Here is a 23,600-nt window from a genome sequence, read left to right as displayed (position 1 = left end):
ACGGTTAAGTAATACGTGATGGGTAATTCGTAAGAATCTATACTATAGCGAGACCCACCAGCATTGCAAACCCGCGCCCATTCCGCATGAACATTTCAACGGGGTGCTCGCGGATGTAGCCATGTCCGCCCAGGATTTGCACGCCGCGATCCGTGACCATCATGGCCATGTCGGCTGCGCCGGTAAAGGCGAGATAGGCTTCTGTAGCCGCGTCTTCTTTTTGGCTGTCCAATTTCCAGGCGGCTTCCCAAGTCAGCAGGCGCATAGCTTCGATTTCTGTGACCATCTCGGCCAGCATGAAAGCCACGGCTTGTTTCTGCGCGATCTTCACACCAAAGGCTTCACGTTCCTTTGCATAATTCTTTGCATATTCAAACGAGGCCTTCGCGACACCAATCGCGGCCGAGGCGGAGGCGATGCGCATCGAAGCCAGGATCAACTCAAAGTTATGGCCCGCAGCGCCGCCGAGTCTATTGGAGGCGGGAATCTTGACATCATCCAGTTTGACTCGATACATGGGCAGTGCGTTCAATCCCATCAGATTTTCGCGCTCATCTGAAATTTTCAATCCAGCAGAATTCTTCGGGATAATGAAACCTTGCGTGACGCCATCCAGGTTGGCGTAAACGATCATGGCATCGGCATCTTTTGCAAATGGGACAAATGCCTTTTCGCCATTGAGAACATAATCGCTTCCACTTGACTTTGCGGTTGTCTTGAGTGCATTGGGATCGAAATCAAAACTGAATTCGATCAGCGCCGCAGTATACGGGTTCCAATCGCCGCCGATGATCTTGGGAAGATATTCCTGCTTTTGCTCTTCAGTGCCAACAAGCAAAATGGGCGTGGCAAATAACGAAGGTGTCATCACGGCCAGCGCGCCTGCGAGATCGCCGAAAGCCATCTCTTCAACTGCCAGCGCGCCAGTGACTGCGGAACGTTCGCCGAAGCCGCCATACGTTTCAGACACGGAGGCTTGCAGCAAACCAAGCTCCCACCCCTTGCTGACAAGTTTCTTCGGCAACTCGCGACTCTCTTCAGCGTCGTGAGCCGCGGGACGCAGATTATTTTCAGCGTACTTTCCCACCGCATCCATGAGCATTTGCTGCTCTTCATTAGGTTCGAACGAATACATGTCTTCTCCTTTCGGGGATAAAAGTAGACAGGTATACATGTACATAGGTACACATGTCTACGTGTTTACTTGTTTACCTATCTACCTACCTCAACAATCCATGAAACAACAGATCCGCATACTCATCTGCGATCTTTTCAATGGACTTATCTCCATCGGGACGATACCAGGTTAGTGTCCAGTTCATCACGCCCATCACCGCACGAACGGCGATGCCTGTGTCGGCACAGTCAAAAGTTTTTGAGCGGACACCTTCATTAAGAACATCCCGCCATAATCCCTCGAACTTATCACGTTGAGGAACATGACGGGTGTGAGATTTTTTATCGAGTGAACGATGTTCAAATAGAAGCACGGAGGAAAGATCGGAGTTCTCTGCCAGCGATTGCAGATAAACCTTTATCATCTCACGCAGTTTTTTGTCAGCGGAAATATCCTGCGCGGCAATGGCCGAGATACGCTCGGAAAGCATTTGCAGGGCGCGTTCCAATAGGTCGAGCAAAATCTCCTGTTTGGAGGCCACATGGTGATACAGGCTGGCTTTCTGCAAATTGACAGCGGTAGCAATATCGGACATGGACGCGCCATGAAAGCCTTTTTGTCTTATCACCTGGGCGGCAGCATCTAGGATATCGTCTCTGGTCATGAAGGTTCCTTCTACCTACCGAACGGTAGGTAGGGAAAATATACTCCCAACCTTCAGTAGAGTCAAGAGTTGGCCCATGCTTGAATCCACATGCACTAAAAACACAAAATCGTAACAATTCATCAGGTAGAATTAAGTAGTTGATCGAAAGTTTCTAGACGTATCTTTGGCTCTTTCGGGAGCTAAGCCCCCGAAAGAGCAGGAATAAGCTGTAAAATTATTTTCGACGAATTACCTACCTTACACGTACATATTTGATAAGGAGAATTGCCATGAAGTATTTCATCACAGGCGCTTCTTCCAATAGTTTTTGATGGCGGCGTCCTTGCAAAACAATTACGCACTGCTGGGCGTGAAGTCCACGCTTCGGTACGATCCCTTGAAAAGGCAAAAGAGTTACAGGCGTTTGGGGTTAAATTATTCCCAGGCGATGTAACTGACAAAGAATCCATGCGCGCGGCAATGCAAGGCGTGGATGGCGTCTATCACGTGGCGGGTTGGTATAAGGTTGGCTCTCACGATAAAAGCGGTGGAGAGAAGGTCAACATTCAAGGCACACGCAATGTGCTGGAACTCATGCAGGAATTGAAAATCCCAAAAGGTGTGTACACCAGCACCTGCGCAATCAACTCGGATACAAAGGGGAAAGTGGTTAACGAGGAGTATCGTTTCAACGGCAAGCATCTCACCGAGTATGACCGGACGAAAGCTGCCGCTCATGCCATCGCCAAGGGATTTATCTCTGAGGGTCTGCCTCTCGTAATCGTTATGCCGGGACAAATCTATGGCCCCGATGACACATCCTGGCTGCGCAGGATTACGATAGACTTCTTAAAAAGCCGCCTGCCCATGCTGCCAACTCAATTTGGCCTTTGTCTTTCACATGTGGACGATGTGGCCCATGGGCATATATTGGCAATGGAAAAAGGCAAGGTTGGAGAAAGTTATATCATCACGGGAGAGCCATGCAGGGTAACTGATGTTTTCAAACTAGCCAGCCAAATTTCAGGCAAGCCTGTTCCGATGACAGTCCCCCATCAAATATTGAAGGTTGCATCAATCTTAGTCAGGCCATTTGATTCACTTATGCCCGAAAACTACGCATCGGAAAGCCTGCGCGACATTGCCGGGGTGACCTACTGGGGCGATAACAGCAAAGCCAAACGCGAACTCGGCTACAATCCTCGCCCCGTCAGTGAAGGCTGGGTGGAGACAGTCAAACACGAAATGAAATTACTTGAGACCATGTGATTTTTTGATTCAAAAAATGCTATAATCAAATCATGGCAACACCGCAACTTCCCCCCCAGCAACCACAAACTCCACCTCCACCCACGCCTGAAGAAATAGCCGCTGCGCGGGAAGCGGAACGCAAGCAAAAAATCGTTATCGTAAGTGTAATTGCAGGCATTGTACTTGTGCTTGCCTTATTAGGTGTGGCAATCTACTTCCTGATGCAGCCCGCCGCACCAACAGATAAGATTCGCGACGTATTCATTATTGTGGTGGCACTTGAATCACTGGTCATTGGTGTTGCGCTGATCGTGCTCATCATCCAACTCGCCAGCCTGATCAACCTTCTGCAGAATGAGGTACGGCCTATCCTCCATGCCACCAGCGAAACGGTCAACTCCCTGCGCGGAACTGCTGAGTTCCTCGGTGAAAATGTTGTGGAACCCGTTATAAAACTTAATGCCTATCTGGCTGGCTTAAGGCGTATGTTAGAATTATTAGGTGTTAAGCCTAAATAAACTAAAGGCCCTGTAAGTTAAAAACCTTAGGGTCTCTATATAAAACAAAAGGAGAAATACCATGTCTGACCGTGATGAATTTGGTGCATTTCTTGTCGGATTTGTCGTCGGCGGCCTTACTGGCGCCGTAGTAGCCCTGCTCTTTGCCCCTCAATCTGGCGATGAAACCCGAGCATTGATCAGAGACAAATCAATCGAGTTGCGCGATCGCGCTTCACAATCCGCTGAAGAATTGCTCGCCCGCGCAGAATCCGCCGCATCTGAAGCCCGCGCCCGCGCTGAGGAACTCACCCGGGAGGCTCGTTCCCGCGCCGAAGAACTCGCCAAGGAAGTTCGTGAACGCGGCAAAAGCGCAATTGACGCTGTGCGCAAACCAAAGAAAGATGGCAACGAAGCCTCTGCCGCCTCATAGTCAACAAGGACACAGAGCAAGGGTTTGACGGACAAGTCAAACCCTTTTTTTATGAATATCATTCGGCGCCTGATGCGCTTTTTCTTCCATCTGCTTTATCACCCATTCGCTTTCACGTACGATTTCGTCGCCGCGGCCGTTTCGTTTGGCAAATGGAATGACTGGGTCTTTAGCATTCTCCCGCTCATCAAAGGGACTCGCATCCTCGAGCTGGGACATGGCCCCGGTCACTTGCAGCGCCTCCTACTTAGCCGAGGCCTGTTCCCCGCTGCGATAGACGAATCATCCCAAATGGGCCGCATCGCCAAACGCCGTCTCGGAAATTCCCACAGACTCTCGCGCGCACTAGCACAGCAATTACCGTTTGCAGAGAAATCATTCGACACCATCATCGCCACGTTTCCAACAGAATACATCTTCAACGCAGAAACTCTCTCAGAGGTAAAAAGAAGCCTATCGGACGGAGGCAGGCTCATCGTCCTGCCTGTGGCGTTTCCGAAGAGTTTCATCCTGAAGTGGTTGTACAGGATCACAGGCGAGAGTCCAGCCGCTCTAACCGAGGCAATCAAGTCAAGAATCCAGCAGCCGTTCATCGAAGCGGGATTCAGAACAGAAGTTGAAATAGTTGAAGTAAAATCAAGTACGTTATTGATCATCATTGCTACATCGCCACCATTGTAAAGAAAGATTGAAAGGAAATTCAAATGTTAAGAAAATTACGTGAACCCGTTAACAGCCTCACCCATTGGGCTGGCGCGATCCTTGGCCTTGTGGGGTTGATCGCACTGCTGATTGTCGGCTGGAGCACCCCCGCCAAAATTATTTCATTGACAATCTATGGCATCAGCCTGATTGCAATGTTTTCAGCCAGCGCCACTTATCACATGGTACGTGTAAAGGACAAGGTACTTGAAATTTTCCGCAAGATCGACCATGCGGCAATTTTTCTTTTGATCGCAGGTACATATACCCCGTTTTGCATTAACGCTTTCACTGGCTTTTGGAAGTGGGGCATGTTGAGCATTGTCTGGTCGTTGGCATTGAGTGGTATCGTGATGAAAATCTTCTACATCCGCGCACCGCGCTGGTTGAACGCAGGCATCTATGTTCTCATGGGGTGGATCAGCGTCACCGCGGCAGGCCCCATGCTTGCAGCCTTGCCGACGTGGGTATTCGTGTGGCTCATCATTGGCGGGGTAATCTACACCTTGGGGGCTGTGGTATATGCCACTAAAATTTTCAACTTTGTGCCAGGCGTTTTTGGCTTCCATGAAGTCTGGCATATATTCGTTCTGTTGGCGGCCATCGCGCATTTTGTAGCAGTATTGGGCGTGGCTTTGTAGAATAGGCTCGTGAACATATGCGTCCACTTGAAGCAGTCATAGCGATTCTTCTTGCAATTTATTTAATCTGGCCGCATCCACGTCCGCTGGCTATTCGATTAGCGCCCGCATTTGCATTGGTATTCACCCTCATTCATTTTTCAGCGGAGGGGTATCGCTGGCAGATGATTCTACTCTATGTGTTGACTCCTTTATTGGCGGTGAGCTGCCTTACTAAGATTACTGGCGATAGCGACTGGAAACCAATCGCCTCTTACCTGACCGTGATCCTGCTTACGCTTTCAACAGCAGTTCCCATTCTGTTACCTGTTCCAAAAATCCCAGACCCCAGCGGTAGTTATGATATCGGCACCACGATTTACGAGCTGACCGATACATCACGCAAGGAAATATATTCAGGCAAAGACGAACCTCGCAGGTTTACGATACAAGTCTGGTATCCCGCGATCATTGGCAAAACAGACAAGCGCGCGCGCTGGATGGCAAATGCAGAAATCCATGCTCCTGCCATTGCAGCCCACCTTGATTTGCCCTCCTACTTCCTTGACCATCTTGCATTGGTTGATATCCCTGCATACCAAGGTGCACAAGTGGCTGATATTGATGGTGGTTTTCCAGTCATTCTCTTCTCTCACGGCTGGAATGGGTTCAATGCTCAGAACACCGGTCAGGCACTGGAGTTGGCGAGCCATGGCTATGTTGTGATCGGAATCCAACATACTTATGGAGCGGCTACCACAGTTTTTGCTGATGGAAGCGTTGCTCCAAACAACCCTAATGGCCTGCCCGAAGATGCAGATGACCCTGATTACGAAATCGTAGCACGCAAGGTGGCAGATCAATGGGCTGGGGATATGTCATTCGTGCTGGATCAATTGTCGGCTAGGGGAAATGAGGCGGGCCATCCCTTCTTTCAAAAAGTGGATTTGGAGCGCATCGGCGCGTACGGTCATTCCACTGGCGGCGGGGCAGTCGTCCAGTTTTGCGGTACAGACTCGCGCTGCAAATCCGTGCTCGGTATGGATCCGTTCATGCGGCCTGTCTCTGCAGAGGTAATTGAAAGTGGATTATCTCAGCCAGCCTTCTTTATGTTCAGCCAGGAGTGGGCGGACCTTACCGACAGCAAAAACAATATTCTCTTCAATCAGTTTTATCCAAAACTTTTAGACAGCAAAGGCGTAATCAGCATAGAGGGAACAGCGCATTACGATTTTAGCGACCTGCCATTGCTTTCGCCAATTGCCCCACAACTTGGACTGAAAGGCCCATTAAGTGGGAAGCAAGTAACTGTGATCGTAGATTCATACCTGCTCGATTTCTTCGAAATGACATTAAGCAATAAACCATCCATTTTATTTGACGATATTTTTTCAACTTATCAGGAAGTGAAAGCGCGGCAATGAATAATCAGAATAAACGCAAAGCATCAGTCATTTTCCTCGTTCTTGGAATGGCCTTCCTTGTCATCGGGATCACCACAGATAACACCATTTTTACCTGGATGGCGATTGGATTTGTGCTCGTATCCCTGCTCCTGGGCGGGCGCTGGCTGCGGCCAAGAAAAAAGTAAAATCCTGGCAGCATTGCACGTCTCTACTAAATCATCAAAATCAAAATAAAGAGATCAATATGGGAAAACGAGAAGAAATCCTGCAAGCATACCAAGAATCGCGCACCGCGATGACAGCACAACTCAACGAAATTGACAAAAACCGCAAGGTGTACCCCTTATGGACGATACGCGAGATTATCGCCCACCTTTCAGGCTGGGATGATACCGCAATTGCATTCCTTTCCGCGCTAATCAAAGGTGAAATTCCACCCACCCCAGCCATGCGCGGAATCGATGTTTATAACTCAGAGACCGTCAGCACGCGCGAAGGATTGAGTTATGACCACATCATCAGGGAATATATGAGTACGCGCGAAAAATTACTTTCGCTAATAAGCACAGCCTCGGATGAGCTCCTGACACAAAAAGCCACCCTTCCCTGGGGAGGTGAGGGTACATTTGAAGACATTACAGAGACCTTTACCCCACACGAGATAGAACACGCTAATGATGTGAAAAATCTAATTCAGAAAGAAAAATTGGCAAGTAGGTAACATCCTTTCAGATGTATATTTATCAGTAAAGGAAAAAGACATGGATAAGAACCCCGCATTGGAAGCAAAACTGGTTGAGGAATTTGTCGGCGTATCACACGGAAACCTTGAGCGCGTGAAGGAATTGCTTGCGCAAGAGCCGTCACTTGTCAACGCCACTTGGGATTGGGGCGAAGGTGATTTTGAGACCGCACTCGGCGCAGCCTCCCATATGGGTAACATTGCCATTGCAAACTATTTGTTGGAGCATGGCGCACGGCTCGACATTTTCGCCGCAACCATGCTGGGGAAACTGGATATCGTCAAAGCCACCTTGTCTGCTTTCCCCAATACCAAAAATATACCGGGGCCGCATGGGATTCCGTTGATCGCACATGCCGAAGCGGGCGGCGAAGAAGCAAAAGCAGTGTTGGAGTTTCTTCAGTCTCTGTAATCCAGATTAATATCCGCAAGTTTCAATAACCTATGGCGGGAAATCAAAGATAACCAGCCTATTTATGGTTTGCAATTTGTCCAACGTCAATATGGATAAGGGATTGTGTCATGCTGAGTGCCGCTCTTCAGGCGCGAAACATCTCGCAACTTGCATTCGAGACCCTCACCGCACTGCACCAAACGCAGTGCGGTGCAAGTGTCAGTCGCTGAAGACCGCTCCTTCACATCGTCCCGATGTCCTTCGGGAGGGTGACACAACTTCTTTGTAGTACCAAAGGGTTTTTGATGGATTGAAAACCCACTGCTATAATGTGAAAATATTAAAGGAGCTGAGATGAATAAAAGAAACCAACTTACTTTTGGTGCAATAACCGCCTTATTTGTACTAGCATGTTCTGCAATAAGCCTGCCCGGGGCCAACGACCAGCCGACGGGAATTCCAACAGGCTTGCCTGTCATTTCCACAATACCTCCTGTCCCCACAGCGACAACTGCGGCAGTAGTGCCATCGAACGTTTTACTCACCGATGATTTTAGCGGGACAAGTTCCGAATTTGAAACCTATTCAGATGAAAATGGCACCGTTGAAACCAGGGATGGAGTTTACGTTGTTCGCTCAATCAGCGACCTGTGGCATTGGGGACAATCGACATCTGAGTTTGCCGACACAGTGGTTGAGTTCGATGTGACCATGATCAGCGGCCCTGCAAATAATAACGCAGGCTTTGGCGTTGTCTGCCGATTGACCACTCGTGATGACACATCAGTAGACGGGTATATGCTGGCGATCAGCGGCGATGGTTATTACACCATCCGTAGCGTGACAGCCAGCAACATGAGTCCGCTCGTAGATTGGACGCAATCGAATGTAGTGAACCAGGGTAACGTGTCTAACCACGTGCGCGCAACATGCAACGGCGATGATCTTTCTCTGGAAGTCAACGGCCAGTTGCTTGCATCCGCAAATACAATAGCAGATGGTGCAACCTTTGGCGCAATCGCCTTTTCAGCAATCTCGTTCGAAACTGCGGAACCCATTGCTGAAATCCATTTTGATAACCTGGTTGTCAGCCAGCCGTAATTGACAAGGAACAAGAAGAAGTCCGCAACAATTGCGGACTTCTTCTTGTTTACACTTCCTGTCTCATTTTGTGTCTTAGAAATGCGGCTCGGAATATTCTCTCAAAGAAACCTTTATATTCATCCTTATCATACAAGATCATATAATCAGCAGGGCCGTATTCTTTAGGGTGAAGCATGATCGCAGGGTTGGGGTTGATCTCCAGAATGAACAACTCACCCTTTTCGTTCATGCGAATATCACAACGCCCATAACCAGAAATGCCCATGGCAAGGAACATGCGTCGCCCTGTATCTTGAAGGCGGGCAACCAGTTCAGGGTTGGTCACTTCTTTGAAATCAAAGGGCACATCGTAGTTCCACTTAATGTCGGTATGCCAAAATTCCTCGTTGGGAGGAAAGATCAATTCCGCGGGCGGATACGCAATCGGCTGGCTTAAGTCATCGGCGTTATCCACCACCAGCACGTTGAACTCTTTGCCAACAATAAATTCCTCCATGCGTGCCGCGCCAAACTCGGAGCAGATGCGATTCACTTGCGCGAGCACCTGCTCCAAAGTATCAGCCCGTGATTCCTTGATCATGCCCATACTTCCGTAGCTCTTCGGGTGTTTGACCATGATGGGAAAGCGCAGATTCTTCACCAACTTCTCCGCTTCCTCGGCGCTTTTCACTTGATAGCCTCGGGCGAAGCCAACTCCATTTGCATCGGCAACGGTTTGCATCTCTTCGCGGGTGGGGTCGAAGCAATTCGAGTCCGCACCAGTAAACGGGAGATCGAGTTTCTCCATCGCCTGAACGACTTCAATGGCCTGGTAGCCTATTTCATCATCTTCCTCATCTTCAAATTCATAACCTTCACATAGGTTCAGGAAAAGGTCAAATTTTTTGCTCTCCGCCAGCGCGCGGATCTTGTCCAGCACCGGCGCAGTAAGCGTGACCATCTCCCATTCGTATTCCTTCAAAAATGGAGACGGGTCAAAATCCTCGATGAATTCATCTGACAGAACACAGATACGCATAAGATCACCTCTTTTCGTTTGCAGCATTATCATATAAAAACATCATCCACACAATGTTTGAGAACAAAAAAAGAGCAATTCATTATTGCTCTTTTTTGTTCACCTTGTCTCTGTCACTTTATGGATGCTGCGCGGCTGCTCGGTGTTGTATCCTTTTGCCCGCGTCAGATGATAGGCGAACATCTGCGCAGGAAGAATACATATCAATGGTGAAAGCCATTCAGGCACATCAGCAGGAATGGCTAATGGCAGGCTGGCAAGCGAAAGCGCTTTTTTATCATTCGAGATCACAACCAGTTCAGCGGAAAATTCCTTGCGCAGTCTCTTCAACATTCGATACATCGATTCAAACACTTTTCCTTTTGGAGCAACTGCCATGACGGGAAATCCGCTTTCGAGCATGGCAATGGGGCCATGTTGAAAATCTGCCGATGAATAGGGCTCGGCTTTCACGTAAGCGAGTTCTTTTAATTTCAATGCCCACTCAAAAGCGGTAGCGTAATTGAATCCGCGGCCCAGCACAACAGTTTGATCCATGTAACGATACCTCTGCGCAGATTGTGCGATCAGAGAATCTTGTTTCAATGCAGACTTCATCCAACTTGGAATTTCGGCCAGTTCATTCCAACGCGTTTTATTCTCGCTCAACGCAGCCGAGAGCATGGCAATAGACATCAACTCAGTTGTGTATGTTTTTGTGGCCGCCACTGCTTTTTCTTTGCCTGCTCGAATATCCAACACAAAATCGGCAGCTTCGGCGAGCGGAGATTTCGCATCATTCGTGATTGCCAGGGTCAGGCAATTTTGTTTTTTCCCTTCATCCAACACGCTGACAATATCGGGTGACTGCCCTGATTGCGAAATGCCGATCACCAGTGCATTTTTCAATTTGGGTGGTTGCTTGTAATACGTGAACAGGGAAGGTGTCGCCAGCGCAAGCGGAAGTCCATTCAATGCGCCTAGCAGATAATTGGCATAGCGTCCCGCGTTGTCAGATGTGCCACGCGCGGCGAGAAACACATATTGAACATCCCGCTTTTGAATTGCAGCGGCGATTTGCTCCACTGTTTTTTTCTGTGAGGCAAGCAGAGACTGGATACGTTCGGGTTGTTCGGTTATTTCAGAATATAGTGTCATGAGTCTCTATACTTTACCACTGGATGAATTACCCCGCTTCAACCAACCCGGGAATTGATACTGGCAATTGACCGGTCATCTCCCTGAAGCCAAAGAGCGCACGCGCCGCCGCCCGCATGGACGGTTCCAAAATACTGTACGTGCAAACGAAGGTGGATGCTTGCGGGAAAGCCGCAAGGTCATATGGAAGGCGCATGGCAACAACGATAACAGGTTTGCCCAGCCTCAGCAATTGGCGGACGAACTCAGCCTGCTTTTCTTCGGCATACGCATTGATTGTTCCTATCACGATTAAATCATACTCGCGGATGCGTTCCAAAACAGCAATTGTTTCCTGCACACTAGGCGCAAATGGGATTTTGAATTCATCTGTCCGTGCATGATATTCGCGGACGGACTCTGCCAGTTTGGGTTGAATGTATGAGGAAGTATCCGCAGGCGTGAGATCTTGCGGAACGGGAATAATGACAGCGATACGCTTATTCGCATCCAGTTTAATGGGTAGACATTTATTTTGATCACGCACCAAGGTAATGGACCTTTCCGCGATCTCGTTGGCAATCTGCATATGTTCAGCGGATTGAATCACGCTCAATTCTGGCGTGGTCGAATTTTCAGCCAGCCACTTTTTCAAGCGTGTAATACGGGCAACCGAAGTTTGCAACTCACCCATTTTGAGCTGGCCCGATTGTGCTCCATTCAACAAGGCTTCAAAGACGCGAGTTTGATCTTGTGGGTCACTCGTGATGAGCAACAAGTCTGCGCCTGCTTGAGCCGCACGCAGCGAATCTTCACGAAGCAACTCACCCTGGCGGATCGCGTGCATGTCCATTGCATCTGTGACGACAACGCCATCAAAGCCTAGGTCGCGGCGTAACAATCCATTAATGATATTGGGAGACAGGGTGGCTGGTGGCGCATCGGGGCCATCGATGGATAGAATGCCGAGGTGGGCGGTCATCACCAGCTTGGCATCCGCTTTCAGGGCGGAAATGAACGGAGGCAATTCCACAGCGTAGAGTCTCTCACGAGAGTGTGGAACAGTTGCAAGTCCCAAGTGTGAATCGCTGGCCGTATCCCCGTGGCCGGGAAAATGTTTGACAGTGGCGGCCACACCCAGGGATTGAATCCCCTCGATCATCGCGGCGGCCAGTTCCCCAGCCAGGATTGGATCTTCACCAAACGAACGAATACCAACAACGGGATTATTGTGGTTGATATTGACATCGGCGCAAGGCGCGTAATTGACATTGATGCCAAGCGCAGCCATTTCACGCCCCAACACTTCGCCAGCTTTGCACGCCAATTCTTTGGAACGCGTTGCGCCAAGCGCCATGTTACCCGGCAAAGGCGTACCATCGCCAACCGTCATCAATTGTCCACCCTCTTGATCGGCAGCGATGATCAATGGAGGCAAACCCAATTCATGCGCAAGGCGCTGAAGGGATGCGTTCAACTCTTTGAGTTGTGGAAGCGTGCCAATGTTGAGACTGCGAAAAAGTGAAATGCCGCTGGGGTGATATTTCTTGAATGCAGTTACGATCTCAGTCGAAGGTTGTTCCTTGCCGTGAAATGCAAATAAAAGTTTTTGCCCTACAAGATGTTCAAGATCCACATTAACCTTTCAGGCCCGAAACGACGACGCTTTCGAGAATGAATCGCTGTGCGAAGAAAAACACAATGATGAGTGGAACAGTCGTAAGCACAGCCGCTGTCATGATCGTAGGCCATTGTTGGACAGTATTGTTAATGTTATACAACGTTGTAACATAAACAGGTAAAGTGTAAAGATCAATCGTCTGCAAATACATCAAGGGTGTGAGCAGGCTGTTCCATAAGCCCACGAAAAGAAAGGTGGCAACTGTGGCAAGCGGAGCTTTGACAAGCGGCAGAACGATCTCCCACCAAATTTGAATGTGATTCGCCCCATCCACAAAAGCAGACTCGTCCAGCTCCTTCGGGATCTGCGACATGGACTGGCGCAACAAAAATATCATGGCTGCACCACCCGCAAAATAGCCAGGAATAATAAGAGGGTTGAATGTACCGATCCAATCCAGTTTATTGAAGAAAACATATTGGGGCACGATGAGCGCCTGCGGAGGGATCATCATCGTGGAAAGCATGAGAAAGAAGACCAGGTTTCGTCCGGGCCATTCTATGCGGCTGAATGCATAAGCCACGGCGGCGATGGAAATCAGCGTTCCTGCCAAAGCCAAAGTGACATAAAAAACAGAGTTGAAATAGGAGCGCAGGAAGTCCTGATTTTGGAAAATACTGGTATAGGCTGCAAGAGTTGGGTTGTCTGGAACCCAAACAATGCCAGGAGAATTAGTCTCTTCCAATGTTTTTAGTGAAGAGGAAATCATCCAAAATAACGGAAAACTCATCAACACCGTTGCGCCCGTGAGAACAACGTAGAGCAAAATGCTTTTGATCATGGGCAGGTATCGTTTCATTTTGCTCTCCTAATAGACATCGTAAGACACCCAGCGATCCTGAAGCCTGAACTGGACCACTGTGACGATCAAAATAATAACGAGGATCACCCATGAAATAGCGGAGCCGTAGCCAATCTCAAAGTGACTGAAACTTTTCTGCCAGAGATAATAAACCATGGAAATGGTCGAAGATACGATGGGTTGATTATCGCGATAGAGCACAAAGATCGGCTCGAAGATTTGAAGGGCGCTGATCATACCAACCACCAAGTTGTAAAAAATATAAGGGGTGAGAAGCGGGAAGGAAATCCTCCAGAAGCGCTGCCAGCCTGAGGCGCCGTCCACTTCGGCGGCTTCATGCAATTCCCTGGGGATATTATTTAATCCTGCGAGGAAGATCAACATCATTGCACCGCAGCCCCATATCATCAACAAGATCACAGACATCTTGGTCCACAAGGGACTTTGCACCCAGAGCGGCACACGATTATCCGCTGGAAAACCAGCTTCGAGCAACTTGGTCAATAAGTTGTATTTGCCGCTATTGATCCCCAGAAATAAAGCGGTGATAAGTTCCTGTGCAAAGATCACGGCGCGGTTTACATAATTCAGTGGAGGAAATGCTGTTGTGGCAGCGCGGATCATCTGGTTGATAATGCCTGTACCTGTATTCAACATCAGACGCCAGCACAAAAGTACGGCGGTATTGAAACCAAGAATAACGGGAAGATAAAATGCCATGCGGAAGACGCGTTCGCCTCGCATCTTTTGATTGAGCAGCACGGCTAGGAATAGGGCCACAGCCATTTGCAAGGGCAGGCCGATCACGGTCAAATAAAGTGTGTTGACGATGGAGGCGCGAAAGTTATCATCATTAAACAATAAAGTCTTGTAGTTATCGAGCCAAATCCAATTTGCAGGGGCATTTGATGTGACCCGATAATCGGTGAAGCTCCAATAAAGGGAGAAAAGCATGGGGACGATAACAAAAATAAGAAATCCCACGATCCAGGGTGCGGCGAAGAAATAACCTGCAAAAGTATTCTCTTGATTTTTGGGTGTTGCGCCGCGCAGTCTCGCAATGGTTCGTGCAAGGAGGCCCAGTCCGTAGCTGCTCGCGAGGATAAAAATGATTGTCAGCACAGCAGTGATCAGTACATTTAGATACGGGTTTTCAGGCATGGGCACTTCCTCCAAGTCACAAAGGAAAGGTTGGGTGGAGGAATCTCCACCCAACCTTAAGTATAAGCCAGCAGCTTATTCGCCGAGAGCAGCGATATATTCTTCCTGGATTTTGGCAATAGCTTCTTCCGGGGTAAGCTCTTCAGTGATCAACTTACCGAGCGCATCCTGCATGATGGTAGAGAGCTTGGCAGCTTCTTTGATGCCAGCAAAACCAACACCATACTGAGAAGCCAATTCAGCTTCGCGCTGAAGTTGTGGGGAGTCGGCCACATAACCATATTGAGAATCGTTACGGGCAGGGATCAAACCCATGGTCTCATTCCACTTGTTGTTAGCTTCCTTGGTGAAAGCCAACTTCAACCATTCAGCGGCGAGTTCTTTGTTCGGGCTGTAATCCGCGACGGCGAGCCAGTCATTGAACGCGAGCACAACGGGTTTGCTGTTCGGGAAGTTCTCGGGGTCACCGTAGAAAGGCTCGATGGAGATGTTATCCCAAATCGGGCGATCAAAAGCGGGTGCAGCCCAACCAGAATGAGCAAGACATACTGCGCCGTTGTCTTTGCCAGTGGCATCATCCACGTCGATGACAGAACCCTGTCCGGTGGGGAGAGAACCGACAGCGTCAGCAGCGGGGCCATAGGTAGCCTGGCGCATGTCCAGCAGAAATTGTGTGGCGGCCAAAGCTTCAGGGGAGTCAAAGTTGGGAGAGCCATCTGCCTTATACAATTCGCCGCCGAGGGAGTAGTACACCAACAACCACCATTGCCAGTCAGCCATGGATGCAGCGTCTACGGGCACAAGCGCTTGTTGTGTGAGCGAGTTGGTGGCTGAGTCGATCACACTATTGGCCTCGGCAAAGGTGATCCACTCAGCAAAATTTTTCTGCGGGAGTTCGCCTTGTGCTAAATCGGTTCGGCAGAATACATAGCGCGGAGCGGTGAAGATCGGAAGGCCGCGCAGTTTGCCATCGAACTTGGCATTCTCAAGAGCGGGACCAAAATTTGAGATCTCATCCCAAGCGCCTTCGCCGAGGAACGGTTCCATATCCGCAAGGCTTTCGCCATACAGAGTGTTCATTTCAGAACCGAGGTTGATGATGTCGGGGCCTTCGCCGGCAGCAAAGAATCCACTAAAAGTTGTGTCCCATCCAGACCATGAACCCTCGGTGATCTCAACGGTCACACCAGGGTTGGCAGCTTCAAAGGCAGGGTTGATTTCATCCTTCAACCACGCAATGGTATCGGGGGTGTAATCCAGCAAGTAGATTTTCAATGTCACTGCCTCAGCAGGCGCTTCTGTGGCGGCGGGGGACTCGGTAGCGGGTGCGCCGCAAGCCGAGAGTATAAGGCTGGCCAAAATTAAAATGGACAGCAAGGCTAACATTTTCTTTTGCATTATTCTTCTCCTTGTTAATTAATTCAATACTTTTTCAAACTTCTGATCCAAACAAAAAACCTTCGGCTCTCTCATCTCCTTTCTGCTGGATGATTGAAAAATTTTAGGAAAGGGTTAACTCATCCTGCCGATCCGTTCATTTACATCCTGTGCAAAGCGTTGAATAAACTCCTGTGCAAATTCAGCGGGATGCTTCCGTGCATCATTCATCAAAGGAGTCATATCCATCGCGTAGGACAGCCCGGTTGTGGCGTCTACCCCGTGAGACTCGAAGTAAGTCGCGTTGGCACGGCGACGTCCCATCGAAGCAAGGTCATAGCGTTTTCCTCCCGCGATCTGCGAATCGAATACTCCCAATAAAGCCAATTGCAGATTTTCATGAGCGGATACGTCCATCAGCACCTTATCTGGATCGACCATCCAATCCAATGAGCGCCAGACTTCACACCCAACGACTCTTTCGGGACGTTCAGCCTGATCCAGTTTTCTCAAGGCTTCAATTACCCTGAGAGCGACTCCAACGTGCGTGTCGTGTTTATCTGCCAGGTTGTGGGTATACACAAACTTTGGTTTGGTAGCGCGGAGAATTGCAAGAATATCGTCCACAGGCTCATTCCTCGAAACATCTTTAATGATTCTGCTGGGAATATCCAACATCACCTGTGCAGAATACTCACCAATGTAAGCAGCCTTGCATTGCTCCTTAAAGCGGACAAGGCGCATATCGTCATCACTGTAGCTTTTATACAGATCATCCCGCGGCGAACCGCGGCCATCTGTCACGACTACACCCGTAAACCATTTATCCTTTTTCTGAAAACACTCAATGATCGGCTGGGCCGACATGATCTCAATATCATCCTGGTGCGCGGCAACGCATAAATGCGTGGTGCGGGCAAGCGCTGCTTCTACAGGCGTGTTATCAGGGATGTAGATTTCGGCTGTGTCTAGATGAAACTTCATCAGGTTCCTTTATCGTCATTGCGAGGAGGGCGCTCTTCCCGACGAAGCAATCTCACTCAACGACTGGAGATTGCTTCGGGCTAACGCCCTCGCAATGACGGATTAATCAATAACCGGCAAACTCGCCGCCGCAACAGACTGACCAACGCGGCGGATTTTTTCATCAGGCAGGTGCAATTCGATCTTCGCAGCCAACTCAGGGAATTCCGCTTCAAACACTTTCTTTGCGCCTTCGAGCAATAGGTCACCGCCACGGCCAGAGGTGCAGCGACCAAGTATCAGGACATGTTTGATGTTATAAAAATCGGCGTAATGGGCAATGCCATACCCAAGGTAAATGCCCATGCTCTGCCAAATTTTCAAAGCGCCTTCGTGACCCGCTTCCAGTTTTTCCTGCACAAACTTCAATTTTTCTGCATCTGTCACATCCGCAGGGATTTGAATACCTGCCTTAGGAGCCAGGCGAAATACGCATTCCTGTGAGAAATATGAAGCGCCACAGCCTTTGTCACCAGACCATTCTTCCATGGGAGCATTCGGACTGTAATCAATCGGTGCAAAGGCCAACTCATTTAGCCAGCCCATAATGTGTCCATCCATGTTCACGTAACCTGCGGCTTCACTTGAGCCAAGCGCAATTCCCAAAATCCCGTTATCTTCAATCGACATAGAACCAGCTAATGCAGTCACGTCACCATCGTTGATCACTTCCAACGGCACACCCATTTCATCGCGAATGCGCCAGAACATATTTTTAACCTCGCCAAATTTTTCCTGTGGAATCCCGCGGAACAATGAAGCAACCATTGGGCGGTTTTCAATGTAGATGCCTGCGGAACTTCCGCCGATTGCATCTACACGCGGCATTTTGCTCGCGGCAGTTTTCAGCGCGGTCATCACTTCGCGGTAGTGATACTCAGGGTCGGAATTCTGGCGCGGTTCCCAAATCACTTCTTCACTGAAGATGGGGGTCCCATTCACAACAGCGCTTACTTTGCGGTCGGATGCACCCAGGTCAAACCCAATGCGATGACCCTGCAAATTGCGGCCGAGCAGTTTCCCCGTCTCGCGTGAAGCGGGCACTTCATCCACGCCGCAGCAAACAACGGAAAAATCCTTTTCGTAAACCTGAGTCCCCATAAAGTGATAATCAAATTTTTGCGTGCCTTGATCGCTATACGCGTTCTTCAAATAATCCGCGATCTTCGGCGAACCGCCCACATACAACCTATATGCGCCGCGCTGCCAAAGCAAAAACTTAACAATGCGTTCGATGTATTGATAATTGGATTCAAAATTTGGATGATCCTGTGGATAAATTTTTGTTTCCACGCGTAAAAATCCATCCCCGCTTCTTTCCAAGCCGATCACGAATCTCTCACCGACAGACTCAACCTCACGCCGAAAAATTTGATTCGCCAAAACAGCCGGGCGAAAACTTTCATCTAATGGAGGCAAAACACGTGGAGCTATTAACTTCAACGGCATTAATTTTCCTCGTTAAACAGAAGCGAATAATCATCGAGCAATAAAAATGCGGAAGCGCCGAGGATGCAGGCGCGATAATCCAATTTACCGATTTCAAGTTTTGTGCCCTCGGCCATGCGAGTTAAAGCGCCGGTCTGCATGGATGTGCTGACCACGTTCAACCACTCATCACCAAAGCGTGTCATATCACCAGTGAGGACGATCTTTTGAATATTGAGCGTGCCGATCAAATTAGCAAGGGATGTTCCAAGATAATGGCCCGCCTTTTCCACTACAGTTTTTGCCTTTGGGTTGCCAGACTGAAAAGCTGAAATGACATCTTCAAGTGATTCCATTTGCATCTGCTGAACAACTGCGTGCGCGCTGGAGACGGCCTCCAAACAGCCACGTTTGCCGCAGCGACAAAGCTCGCCATTCTCCTGCACAACTACATGACCAATTTCGCCTGCGCCGCCGCCGTCCCCTTGAAATAGTTGACCATTGATCAAAATACCAGCGCCAATGCCATGCTTAACGTTAACCACGATTAGGTTTTCATCAGGCATATGGTCGCCGCCATATACATATTCACCGATGGCAGTTGCCTGGCTGTCATTCAAAACGGAAACAGGAAGTTTGTATTTCTTGTGAAGCAACTGGCCGAGCGGCAGATCCTGCCAGGCCAAATTGACAGCATTAACGACAATCCCCTCCCGCGTGTTGATCAGGCCCGGAGCGCCCACTCCAATCGCAACGATGGGTTTTAATTTTTTTCGAATGAGTTGATCGAGAAGTTGATAAACAATTTCAAGTGCCTTTTCGCCATTGTCATCATGGACGGGTGCTTCCACGATTTCCTTGATCTCCCCTCTCAAATTGACAACTGCCCCAATGAATTTATCCTGGGCTAGATTCAAGCCAATCAAATAGCGCGAGTTGGCAACGATACTTAATAGAATTGGAGATTTCCCACCAATCGATTCGCCGCGCCCAACTTCTTCTACCAAACCCTCTGTGAGCAGGCCGTTGACGACATCTGAAACCGTGGTGCGCGTGAGATTGGTTACGCGAGCCACTTCAGCTCGACTGATTGAATCGTTGACAAAGATCGTTCGGAGTACCAGATCGCGGTTGTGCTGCTTTGTTTGTTGGTGAGTTGCTTTTTTCATGGCTAAGGAAAATCCTTGAGAACAGAATTTTGTATAAGTGCCTACGCGCAGAAGAAAAACCGTTCAATTGCCACCGATACTTTGTAAATTCATTGGACTAACAAACTCATTTTACAGACTCCCCTGCCAAAAGTCAAGTCTCAACTCTTGACAAAAAATTTAGGCTGGACTAAAATAGATTTAGTTCAACCTAATTTAAACCGCGAAATAAGGAATTTTATTATGAGTACCATTCAAATCACAGGCATCCTTGCCTCAATTGGCGCATTTATTTATGGCACTGGCGACGTACTATTGCTTGCGGCCAAAATCAACATAGACGATTACCCCAAACTCAAATCATTTCAGAAACTGCTTTCAGATGCTGAAAGAATGGTCGCGCTTTCCCCCACCCGGTTAATCTGGGGCGCATTATTGGGCGTCTTCGCTACACCTTTGGTACTCTCAGGTTTCTGGCAAATCTATCAGGGGCTGGCAGGTGCAAATGAAACCCTGGTTCTTGTAACTGTTCTCTTGTTTGGCATTGCTTCTGTCTTTGGCACGTTCGTACATGGCACTTTTTATTACATGGGCGAATATATTCATGCATTGAACACTGTCAACGACGACTCTCAGCAGGTTATCGCGGACATGATCAGCCGTCACCGTAAAGTATTAATCATCAGTTACTTACCTGTACTGGTCATCATTGTGATTGCATCCATCTTATTCTCAATTTTGGTTGCCACAAATCAAACCCACTTCCCTACTTGGATGGCCGCGGTCAATCCCGTTATGCTCACCATTGCATGGTTACTGCTCAAGCGTGTGCTTCCACAATTTATCCGCGATGCAACGGAAGGCGCAGGATTCAACATTGCATACTTTGCTTTCTTTCTTTGCACAACAATTATTTTGTGGAATATTTAATGAAGGAGTCGTATGTCAGAGGTTATTACCCAATCCATTCAAGATTATCTCAAAAACATTTATGAGCTTACCGAGCACGGCGGCACTGCCAGCACGAACGATCTCGCCTCGCGGCTTAATATTGCACCCGCATCAGTTACCGGCATGTTGCAAAGACTCGCTTTATCAAAGCCGCCATTTGTCATATATAAAAAGCATCAAGGTGTCACACTCGCAAAAGCTGGTGAAAAGGCCGCACTGGAGGTAATACGTCATCACCGTTTGCTTGAAACTTTCCTGGTCAACACGCTCGGCTACTCATGGGACAAAGTCCATCACGAAGCGGATAAACTCGAGCACGTGATCTCGGAGGATTTTGAAGCGCGCATCGCCGAAACATTAGGACATCCCACGCGCGACCCACATGGTGAATTAATTCCAACTGCGGATCTGACCATGCCCGCCGACGATTCACAACCTCTCGCCTCACTACGGACCGATGAAACTGCCACCGTCCGAAGAGTAGTGGACGACGACCCGGCCTTGCTCCGCCACCTGCGCGAAATCGGCGTTGTGCCAGAAGTGAAAGTTACGGTAAAAAATTATTCCGAGTTAGACGGTAATCTGACTATCAAAGTCGAAGGTCAAAAGTCAAACATCGTATTAGGCAATCTCATTACTACTCAAGTATTTGTGGCTAAATAATAGAGATAAATATGCAATCAGAAACTATATTTAGAATCATTTTGCCAATCCTCATTATTTCCTTTGCCGCGCATCGCAGGTACTACGTTAAGTATCACAGCAAGCCTGAGGATGCCACTATCAAACAACGTGAAGAAGGAATAATTTCAAAACTCGCTGGACTCCTTGGCATGGCCGGGTTTATTTCAATGGCGGCGTATGTGATCAACCCGAACTGGCTTGCCTTTGGCAGCTTATCGCTTCCTACATGGTTACGCTGGACAGGTGTTGATATCGCAGTCTTGGGTTTTGCTTTACTCCAATGGGCACAAGTCACACTTGCCAATAGCTGGAGCGACAGGCCCCGCATGATGAAGGGACAATCTCTCATCACAAGTGGCCCCTATCGTTTAATCAGACATCCCATCTATACGGCATTTCTGCTCATTCTAGATTCGACACTTTTCATTTCATCCAACTGGTTAATCGGCCTATGTTGGGCGGGAATGACAATTTTGGAAATCATTTCACGAATTAAATTTGAGGAAGCACTAATGCTTGAATATTTTGGGGATCAATATCGTGAATATATGAAAAAGACGGGAAGCATATTCCCGCGGTTGATTCGATAGACATCGGTGGTTGAGTAGCCGAAGGCGTATCGAAACCACCAGTTAATAAAATAATCCCCATTAATAGGTGGTCTCACCTTACTCGACCACCAACGTATCATAGAAAACAAGAGGTCAATCAAATGAACGAAAACATTTTCCGTATTTTAGCTGCCATCATCCTGTTTACAGGAATAGGTATCTCAAGCTACTTCCGTCGCAAGGCGGACCGAGACACGGGCGAAAAAATTCCCCGCAAAGTGGATGGCACTCTGCTAATGAATATCATCAAGATTGGCGGATTGATACTCTGGCTGAGTCCGCTTGTGTATCTCATCAACCCGCAGTGGATGACTTGGTCGAAGATTGGGCTGCCCGAATCAGTGCGTTGGATCGGAGTGGTTATCGGAATCCTTTGTGTATTTGGAATCTACTGGCTGTTCAGCAGTATTGGCAGCAGCATCACGCCCACCAGCGCAACACGCAAGGAACACAAACTTGTCACTCGCGGAATTTATCGCTGGGTGCGGCATCCGCTCTACACAATAGGATCATCTTTCATTGTGTCCTTTGGAATGATGGCCGATAACTGGTTCATCGCCGCGTTCGGCGTTCTGGCTTTCATCTTAATGGCAAGCCGCACACCCAAGGAGGAAGCCAATCTTATTGAAAAATTTGGTGATGAGTACAGAGAATACATGAAGCGCACAGGTAGATTCCTTCCAAAATTAGGAAACGGATAAATATGAACATGACACTCTGGATCATTACAGCTATTACATTATTTGCAATTACTTTTCTGCCGCGCGTGGGGTTGCTCGCAATTTATAAAACCTATCGCACCGCACAGGAACGCGAGCAAGTGGAGGATGCACTTAAGCATCTGCTCGACCGCGAACAACACGGAAGACAGGCTTCTCCTGAATCATTGGCAGGCGCATTAAACATTGCACGTGGAAGGGTAACTCGTCTCATTGAAGATATGGAGACACAAGGCTTGCTTGAATCGCGCGGCGCTGATGTGCAGCTCACCACGCAAGGTGAACGCTGGGCCATGCACGTTGTCCGCGCACATCGTTTATGGGAGCGTTATCTCACAGATGAAGCGCGTATGCCATTGGAAAAAATACACAGTGAATCCGAGCGACGTGAACATTCATTCACGGAAGCACAGCTCAACGATTTGGATGCGGCTCTGGGCCACCCAAAGCGTGATCCACATGGCGATCCCATCCCTACCCGTGAGGGGACTCTGCTCAAAGAGGAGGGAATGCCGCTGACGGCGTGGCAGGCCGAGGGTCCAGTAAGGATCGTGCATCTTGAGGATGAACCTGCTTTAGCGTTTGAACAAATCCTGGCGGCAGGACTCCGCCTGGGACAAACCATCCGCATTTTGGATCGTAATCCGCAACGAATTTTGTTGACCGATGGCGAGACCGAATATCGGCTTGCGCCCGCAGTGGCTGCAAATGTGAGCGTGGCCGTGCTGCCCAAAAGCGAAATGGCAAAAGTGAACGCGATGCCATTGGCTGAGTTGACATACGACCAGCGTGCCGAGATCGTGATCCTGGATGAAGCCGTGCAAGGTTTTACACGCAGGCGATTTTTAGATTTGGGGTTGACGCCCGGCACAATGATCTACCCTGAACTGCAAAACTTTTTTGGCGACCCACGCGCCTATCGCGTACGCGGGACATTGATCGCGCTGCGAAAAGATCAGGCGTCACAGA

At 48.7% G+C, this 23,600-nt stretch carries 26 protein-coding genes; 15 read left to right on the top strand and 11 right to left on the bottom strand.

Annotation, left to right across the window (positions count from 1 at the left end):
* Window positions 1-37: 37 nt before the first annotated feature.
* On the bottom strand, window positions 38-1,135 hold the full coding sequence (locus AC14M5_RS17730; protein WP_484031030.1) for an acyl-CoA dehydrogenase family protein: 1,098 nt from the start codon (window positions 1,133-1,135) through the stop codon (window positions 38-40).
* 85 nt (window positions 1,136-1,220) lie between these two features.
* On the bottom strand, window positions 1,221-1,781 hold the full coding sequence (locus tag AC14M5_RS17725; RefSeq protein WP_484031029.1) for a TetR/AcrR family transcriptional regulator: 561 nt from the start codon (window positions 1,779-1,781) through the stop codon (window positions 1,221-1,223).
* Between the two features lie 279 nt (window positions 1,782-2,060).
* On the opposite strand from AC14M5_RS17725, the gene AC14M5_RS17720 reads away from it, so the two are divergent.
* The 10 genes from AC14M5_RS17720 to AC14M5_RS17675 all read left to right on the top strand — a co-directional run bounded on the left by AC14M5_RS17720 (window position 2,061) and on the right by AC14M5_RS17675 (window position 8,909).
* The gene (locus tag AC14M5_RS17720) at window positions 2,061-3,032 is read left to right on the top strand and encodes an NAD-dependent epimerase/dehydratase family protein (protein WP_484031052.1); all 972 of its coding nucleotides are present in this window, start codon (window positions 2,061-2,063) and stop codon (window positions 3,030-3,032) included.
* Between the two features lie 32 nt (window positions 3,033-3,064).
* Complete coding sequence (locus AC14M5_RS17715; protein ID WP_484031028.1) at window positions 3,065-3,532, top strand: hypothetical protein; 468 nt, start codon at window positions 3,065-3,067, stop codon at window positions 3,530-3,532.
* Between the two features lie 61 nt (window positions 3,533-3,593).
* Window positions 3,594-3,944, top strand: coding sequence for a YtxH domain-containing protein (locus tag AC14M5_RS17710; RefSeq protein WP_484031027.1), 351 nt, complete (start codon window positions 3,594-3,596; stop codon window positions 3,942-3,944).
* Between the two features lie 51 nt (window positions 3,945-3,995).
* Entirely contained in the window at window positions 3,996-4,625 is a 630-nt protein-coding gene (locus tag AC14M5_RS17705; RefSeq protein ID WP_484031026.1) for a class I SAM-dependent methyltransferase, read from the top strand.
* A 23-nt stretch (window positions 4,626-4,648) separates the two neighbouring features.
* Window positions 4,649-5,287, top strand: a complete 639-nt coding sequence (gene trhA / locus AC14M5_RS17700; protein WP_484031025.1) for a PAQR family membrane homeostasis protein TrhA — start codon at window positions 4,649-4,651, stop codon at window positions 5,285-5,287.
* Between the two features lie 17 nt (window positions 5,288-5,304).
* Window positions 5,305-6,690 (top strand): alpha/beta hydrolase family protein, encoded by a 1,386-nt coding sequence (locus tag AC14M5_RS17695; protein ID WP_484031024.1) that lies wholly within the window; start codon window positions 5,305-5,307, stop codon window positions 6,688-6,690.
* Window positions 6,687-6,857: a hypothetical protein gene (locus AC14M5_RS17690; protein WP_484031023.1), complete on the top strand. Its 171-nt coding sequence runs from the start codon at window positions 6,687-6,689 to the stop codon at window positions 6,855-6,857. Before AC14M5_RS17695 ends, AC14M5_RS17690 begins: the two co-directional genes overlap by 4 nt.
* 59 nt (window positions 6,858-6,916) lie before the next feature.
* Complete coding sequence (locus AC14M5_RS17685) at window positions 6,917-7,393, top strand: ClbS/DfsB family four-helix bundle protein (protein WP_484031022.1); 477 nt, start codon at window positions 6,917-6,919, stop codon at window positions 7,391-7,393.
* Between the two features lie 40 nt (window positions 7,394-7,433).
* The gene (locus tag AC14M5_RS17680; RefSeq protein WP_484031021.1) at window positions 7,434-7,826 is read left to right on the top strand and encodes an ankyrin repeat domain-containing protein; all 393 of its coding nucleotides are present in this window, start codon (window positions 7,434-7,436) and stop codon (window positions 7,824-7,826) included.
* A 336-nt stretch (window positions 7,827-8,162) separates the two neighbouring features.
* A complete protein-coding gene (locus AC14M5_RS17675; protein ID WP_484031020.1) occupies window positions 8,163-8,909 on the top strand; it encodes a hypothetical protein in 747 nt (248 codons plus the stop codon).
* Window positions 8,910-8,958: 49 nt separating this feature from the next.
* Here the strand turns inward: AC14M5_RS17675 and AC14M5_RS17670 are convergent, their stop codons facing one another.
* From AC14M5_RS17670 to AC14M5_RS17630, 9 genes are all read right to left on the bottom strand, one after another.
* Complete coding sequence (locus tag AC14M5_RS17670) at window positions 8,959-9,930, bottom strand: D-alanine--D-alanine ligase family protein (protein WP_484031019.1); 972 nt, start codon at window positions 9,928-9,930, stop codon at window positions 8,959-8,961.
* 99 nt (window positions 9,931-10,029) lie between these two features.
* The gene (locus AC14M5_RS17665; RefSeq protein ID WP_484031018.1) at window positions 10,030-11,067 is read right to left on the bottom strand and encodes an SIS domain-containing protein; all 1,038 of its coding nucleotides are present in this window, start codon (window positions 11,065-11,067) and stop codon (window positions 10,030-10,032) included.
* Window positions 11,068-11,095: 28 nt separating this feature from the next.
* Window positions 11,096-12,682, bottom strand: a complete 1,587-nt coding sequence (locus AC14M5_RS17660) for a glycoside hydrolase family 3 protein (protein WP_484031017.1) — start codon at window positions 12,680-12,682, stop codon at window positions 11,096-11,098.
* A gap of 1 nt (window position 12,683) precedes the next feature.
* Window positions 12,684-13,526: a carbohydrate ABC transporter permease gene (locus tag AC14M5_RS17655; RefSeq protein ID WP_484031016.1), complete on the bottom strand. Its 843-nt coding sequence runs from the start codon at window positions 13,524-13,526 to the stop codon at window positions 12,684-12,686.
* 9 nt (window positions 13,527-13,535) lie between these two features.
* Window positions 13,536-14,690, bottom strand: coding sequence for a carbohydrate ABC transporter permease (locus AC14M5_RS17650; RefSeq protein WP_484031015.1), 1,155 nt, complete (start codon window positions 14,688-14,690; stop codon window positions 13,536-13,538).
* Window positions 14,691-14,765: 75 nt separating this feature from the next.
* On the bottom strand, window positions 14,766-16,088 hold the full coding sequence (locus AC14M5_RS17645) for an ABC transporter substrate-binding protein (protein WP_484031014.1): 1,323 nt from the start codon (window positions 16,086-16,088) through the stop codon (window positions 14,766-14,768).
* A 114-nt stretch (window positions 16,089-16,202) separates the two neighbouring features.
* A complete protein-coding gene (locus tag AC14M5_RS17640) occupies window positions 16,203-17,051 on the bottom strand; it encodes a PIG-L deacetylase family protein (RefSeq protein WP_484031013.1) in 849 nt (282 codons plus the stop codon).
* 102 nt (window positions 17,052-17,153) lie between these two features.
* On the bottom strand, window positions 17,154-18,539 hold the full coding sequence (locus AC14M5_RS17635; protein WP_484031012.1) for an ROK family protein: 1,386 nt from the start codon (window positions 18,537-18,539) through the stop codon (window positions 17,154-17,156).
* Window positions 18,539-19,687, bottom strand: coding sequence for an ROK family transcriptional regulator (locus tag AC14M5_RS17630; protein ID WP_484031011.1), 1,149 nt, complete (start codon window positions 19,685-19,687; stop codon window positions 18,539-18,541). The genes AC14M5_RS17635 and AC14M5_RS17630 overlap by 1 nt, the downstream gene beginning before the upstream one ends.
* A 222-nt stretch (window positions 19,688-19,909) precedes the next feature.
* On the opposite strand from AC14M5_RS17630, the gene AC14M5_RS17625 reads away from it, so the two are divergent.
* From AC14M5_RS17625 to AC14M5_RS17605, 5 genes are all read left to right on the top strand, one after another.
* On the top strand, window positions 19,910-20,596 hold the full coding sequence (locus AC14M5_RS17625; protein WP_484031010.1) for a DUF6796 family protein: 687 nt from the start codon (window positions 19,910-19,912) through the stop codon (window positions 20,594-20,596).
* 12 nt (window positions 20,597-20,608) lie between these two features.
* Window positions 20,609-21,280, top strand: coding sequence for a metal-dependent transcriptional regulator (locus tag AC14M5_RS17620; RefSeq protein ID WP_484031009.1), 672 nt, complete (start codon window positions 20,609-20,611; stop codon window positions 21,278-21,280).
* An 11-nt stretch (window positions 21,281-21,291) separates the two neighbouring features.
* Window positions 21,292-21,891, top strand: coding sequence for a methyltransferase family protein (locus AC14M5_RS17615; protein WP_484031008.1), 600 nt, complete (start codon window positions 21,292-21,294; stop codon window positions 21,889-21,891).
* A 122-nt stretch (window positions 21,892-22,013) separates the two neighbouring features.
* On the top strand, window positions 22,014-22,613 hold the full coding sequence (locus AC14M5_RS17610; protein ID WP_484031007.1) for an isoprenylcysteine carboxylmethyltransferase family protein: 600 nt from the start codon (window positions 22,014-22,016) through the stop codon (window positions 22,611-22,613).
* A 2-nt stretch (window positions 22,614-22,615) separates the two neighbouring features.
* Window positions 22,616-23,600: metal-dependent transcriptional regulator (locus AC14M5_RS17605; RefSeq protein ID WP_484031006.1), on the top strand; the 985-nt coding region annotated here is incomplete at its 3' end.

Source organism: Candidatus Villigracilis sp., from assembly GCF_057083605.1.
Note: the sequence above shows the minus strand (reverse complement) of the source record. Positions and strands in the feature narration are given on the sequence as shown.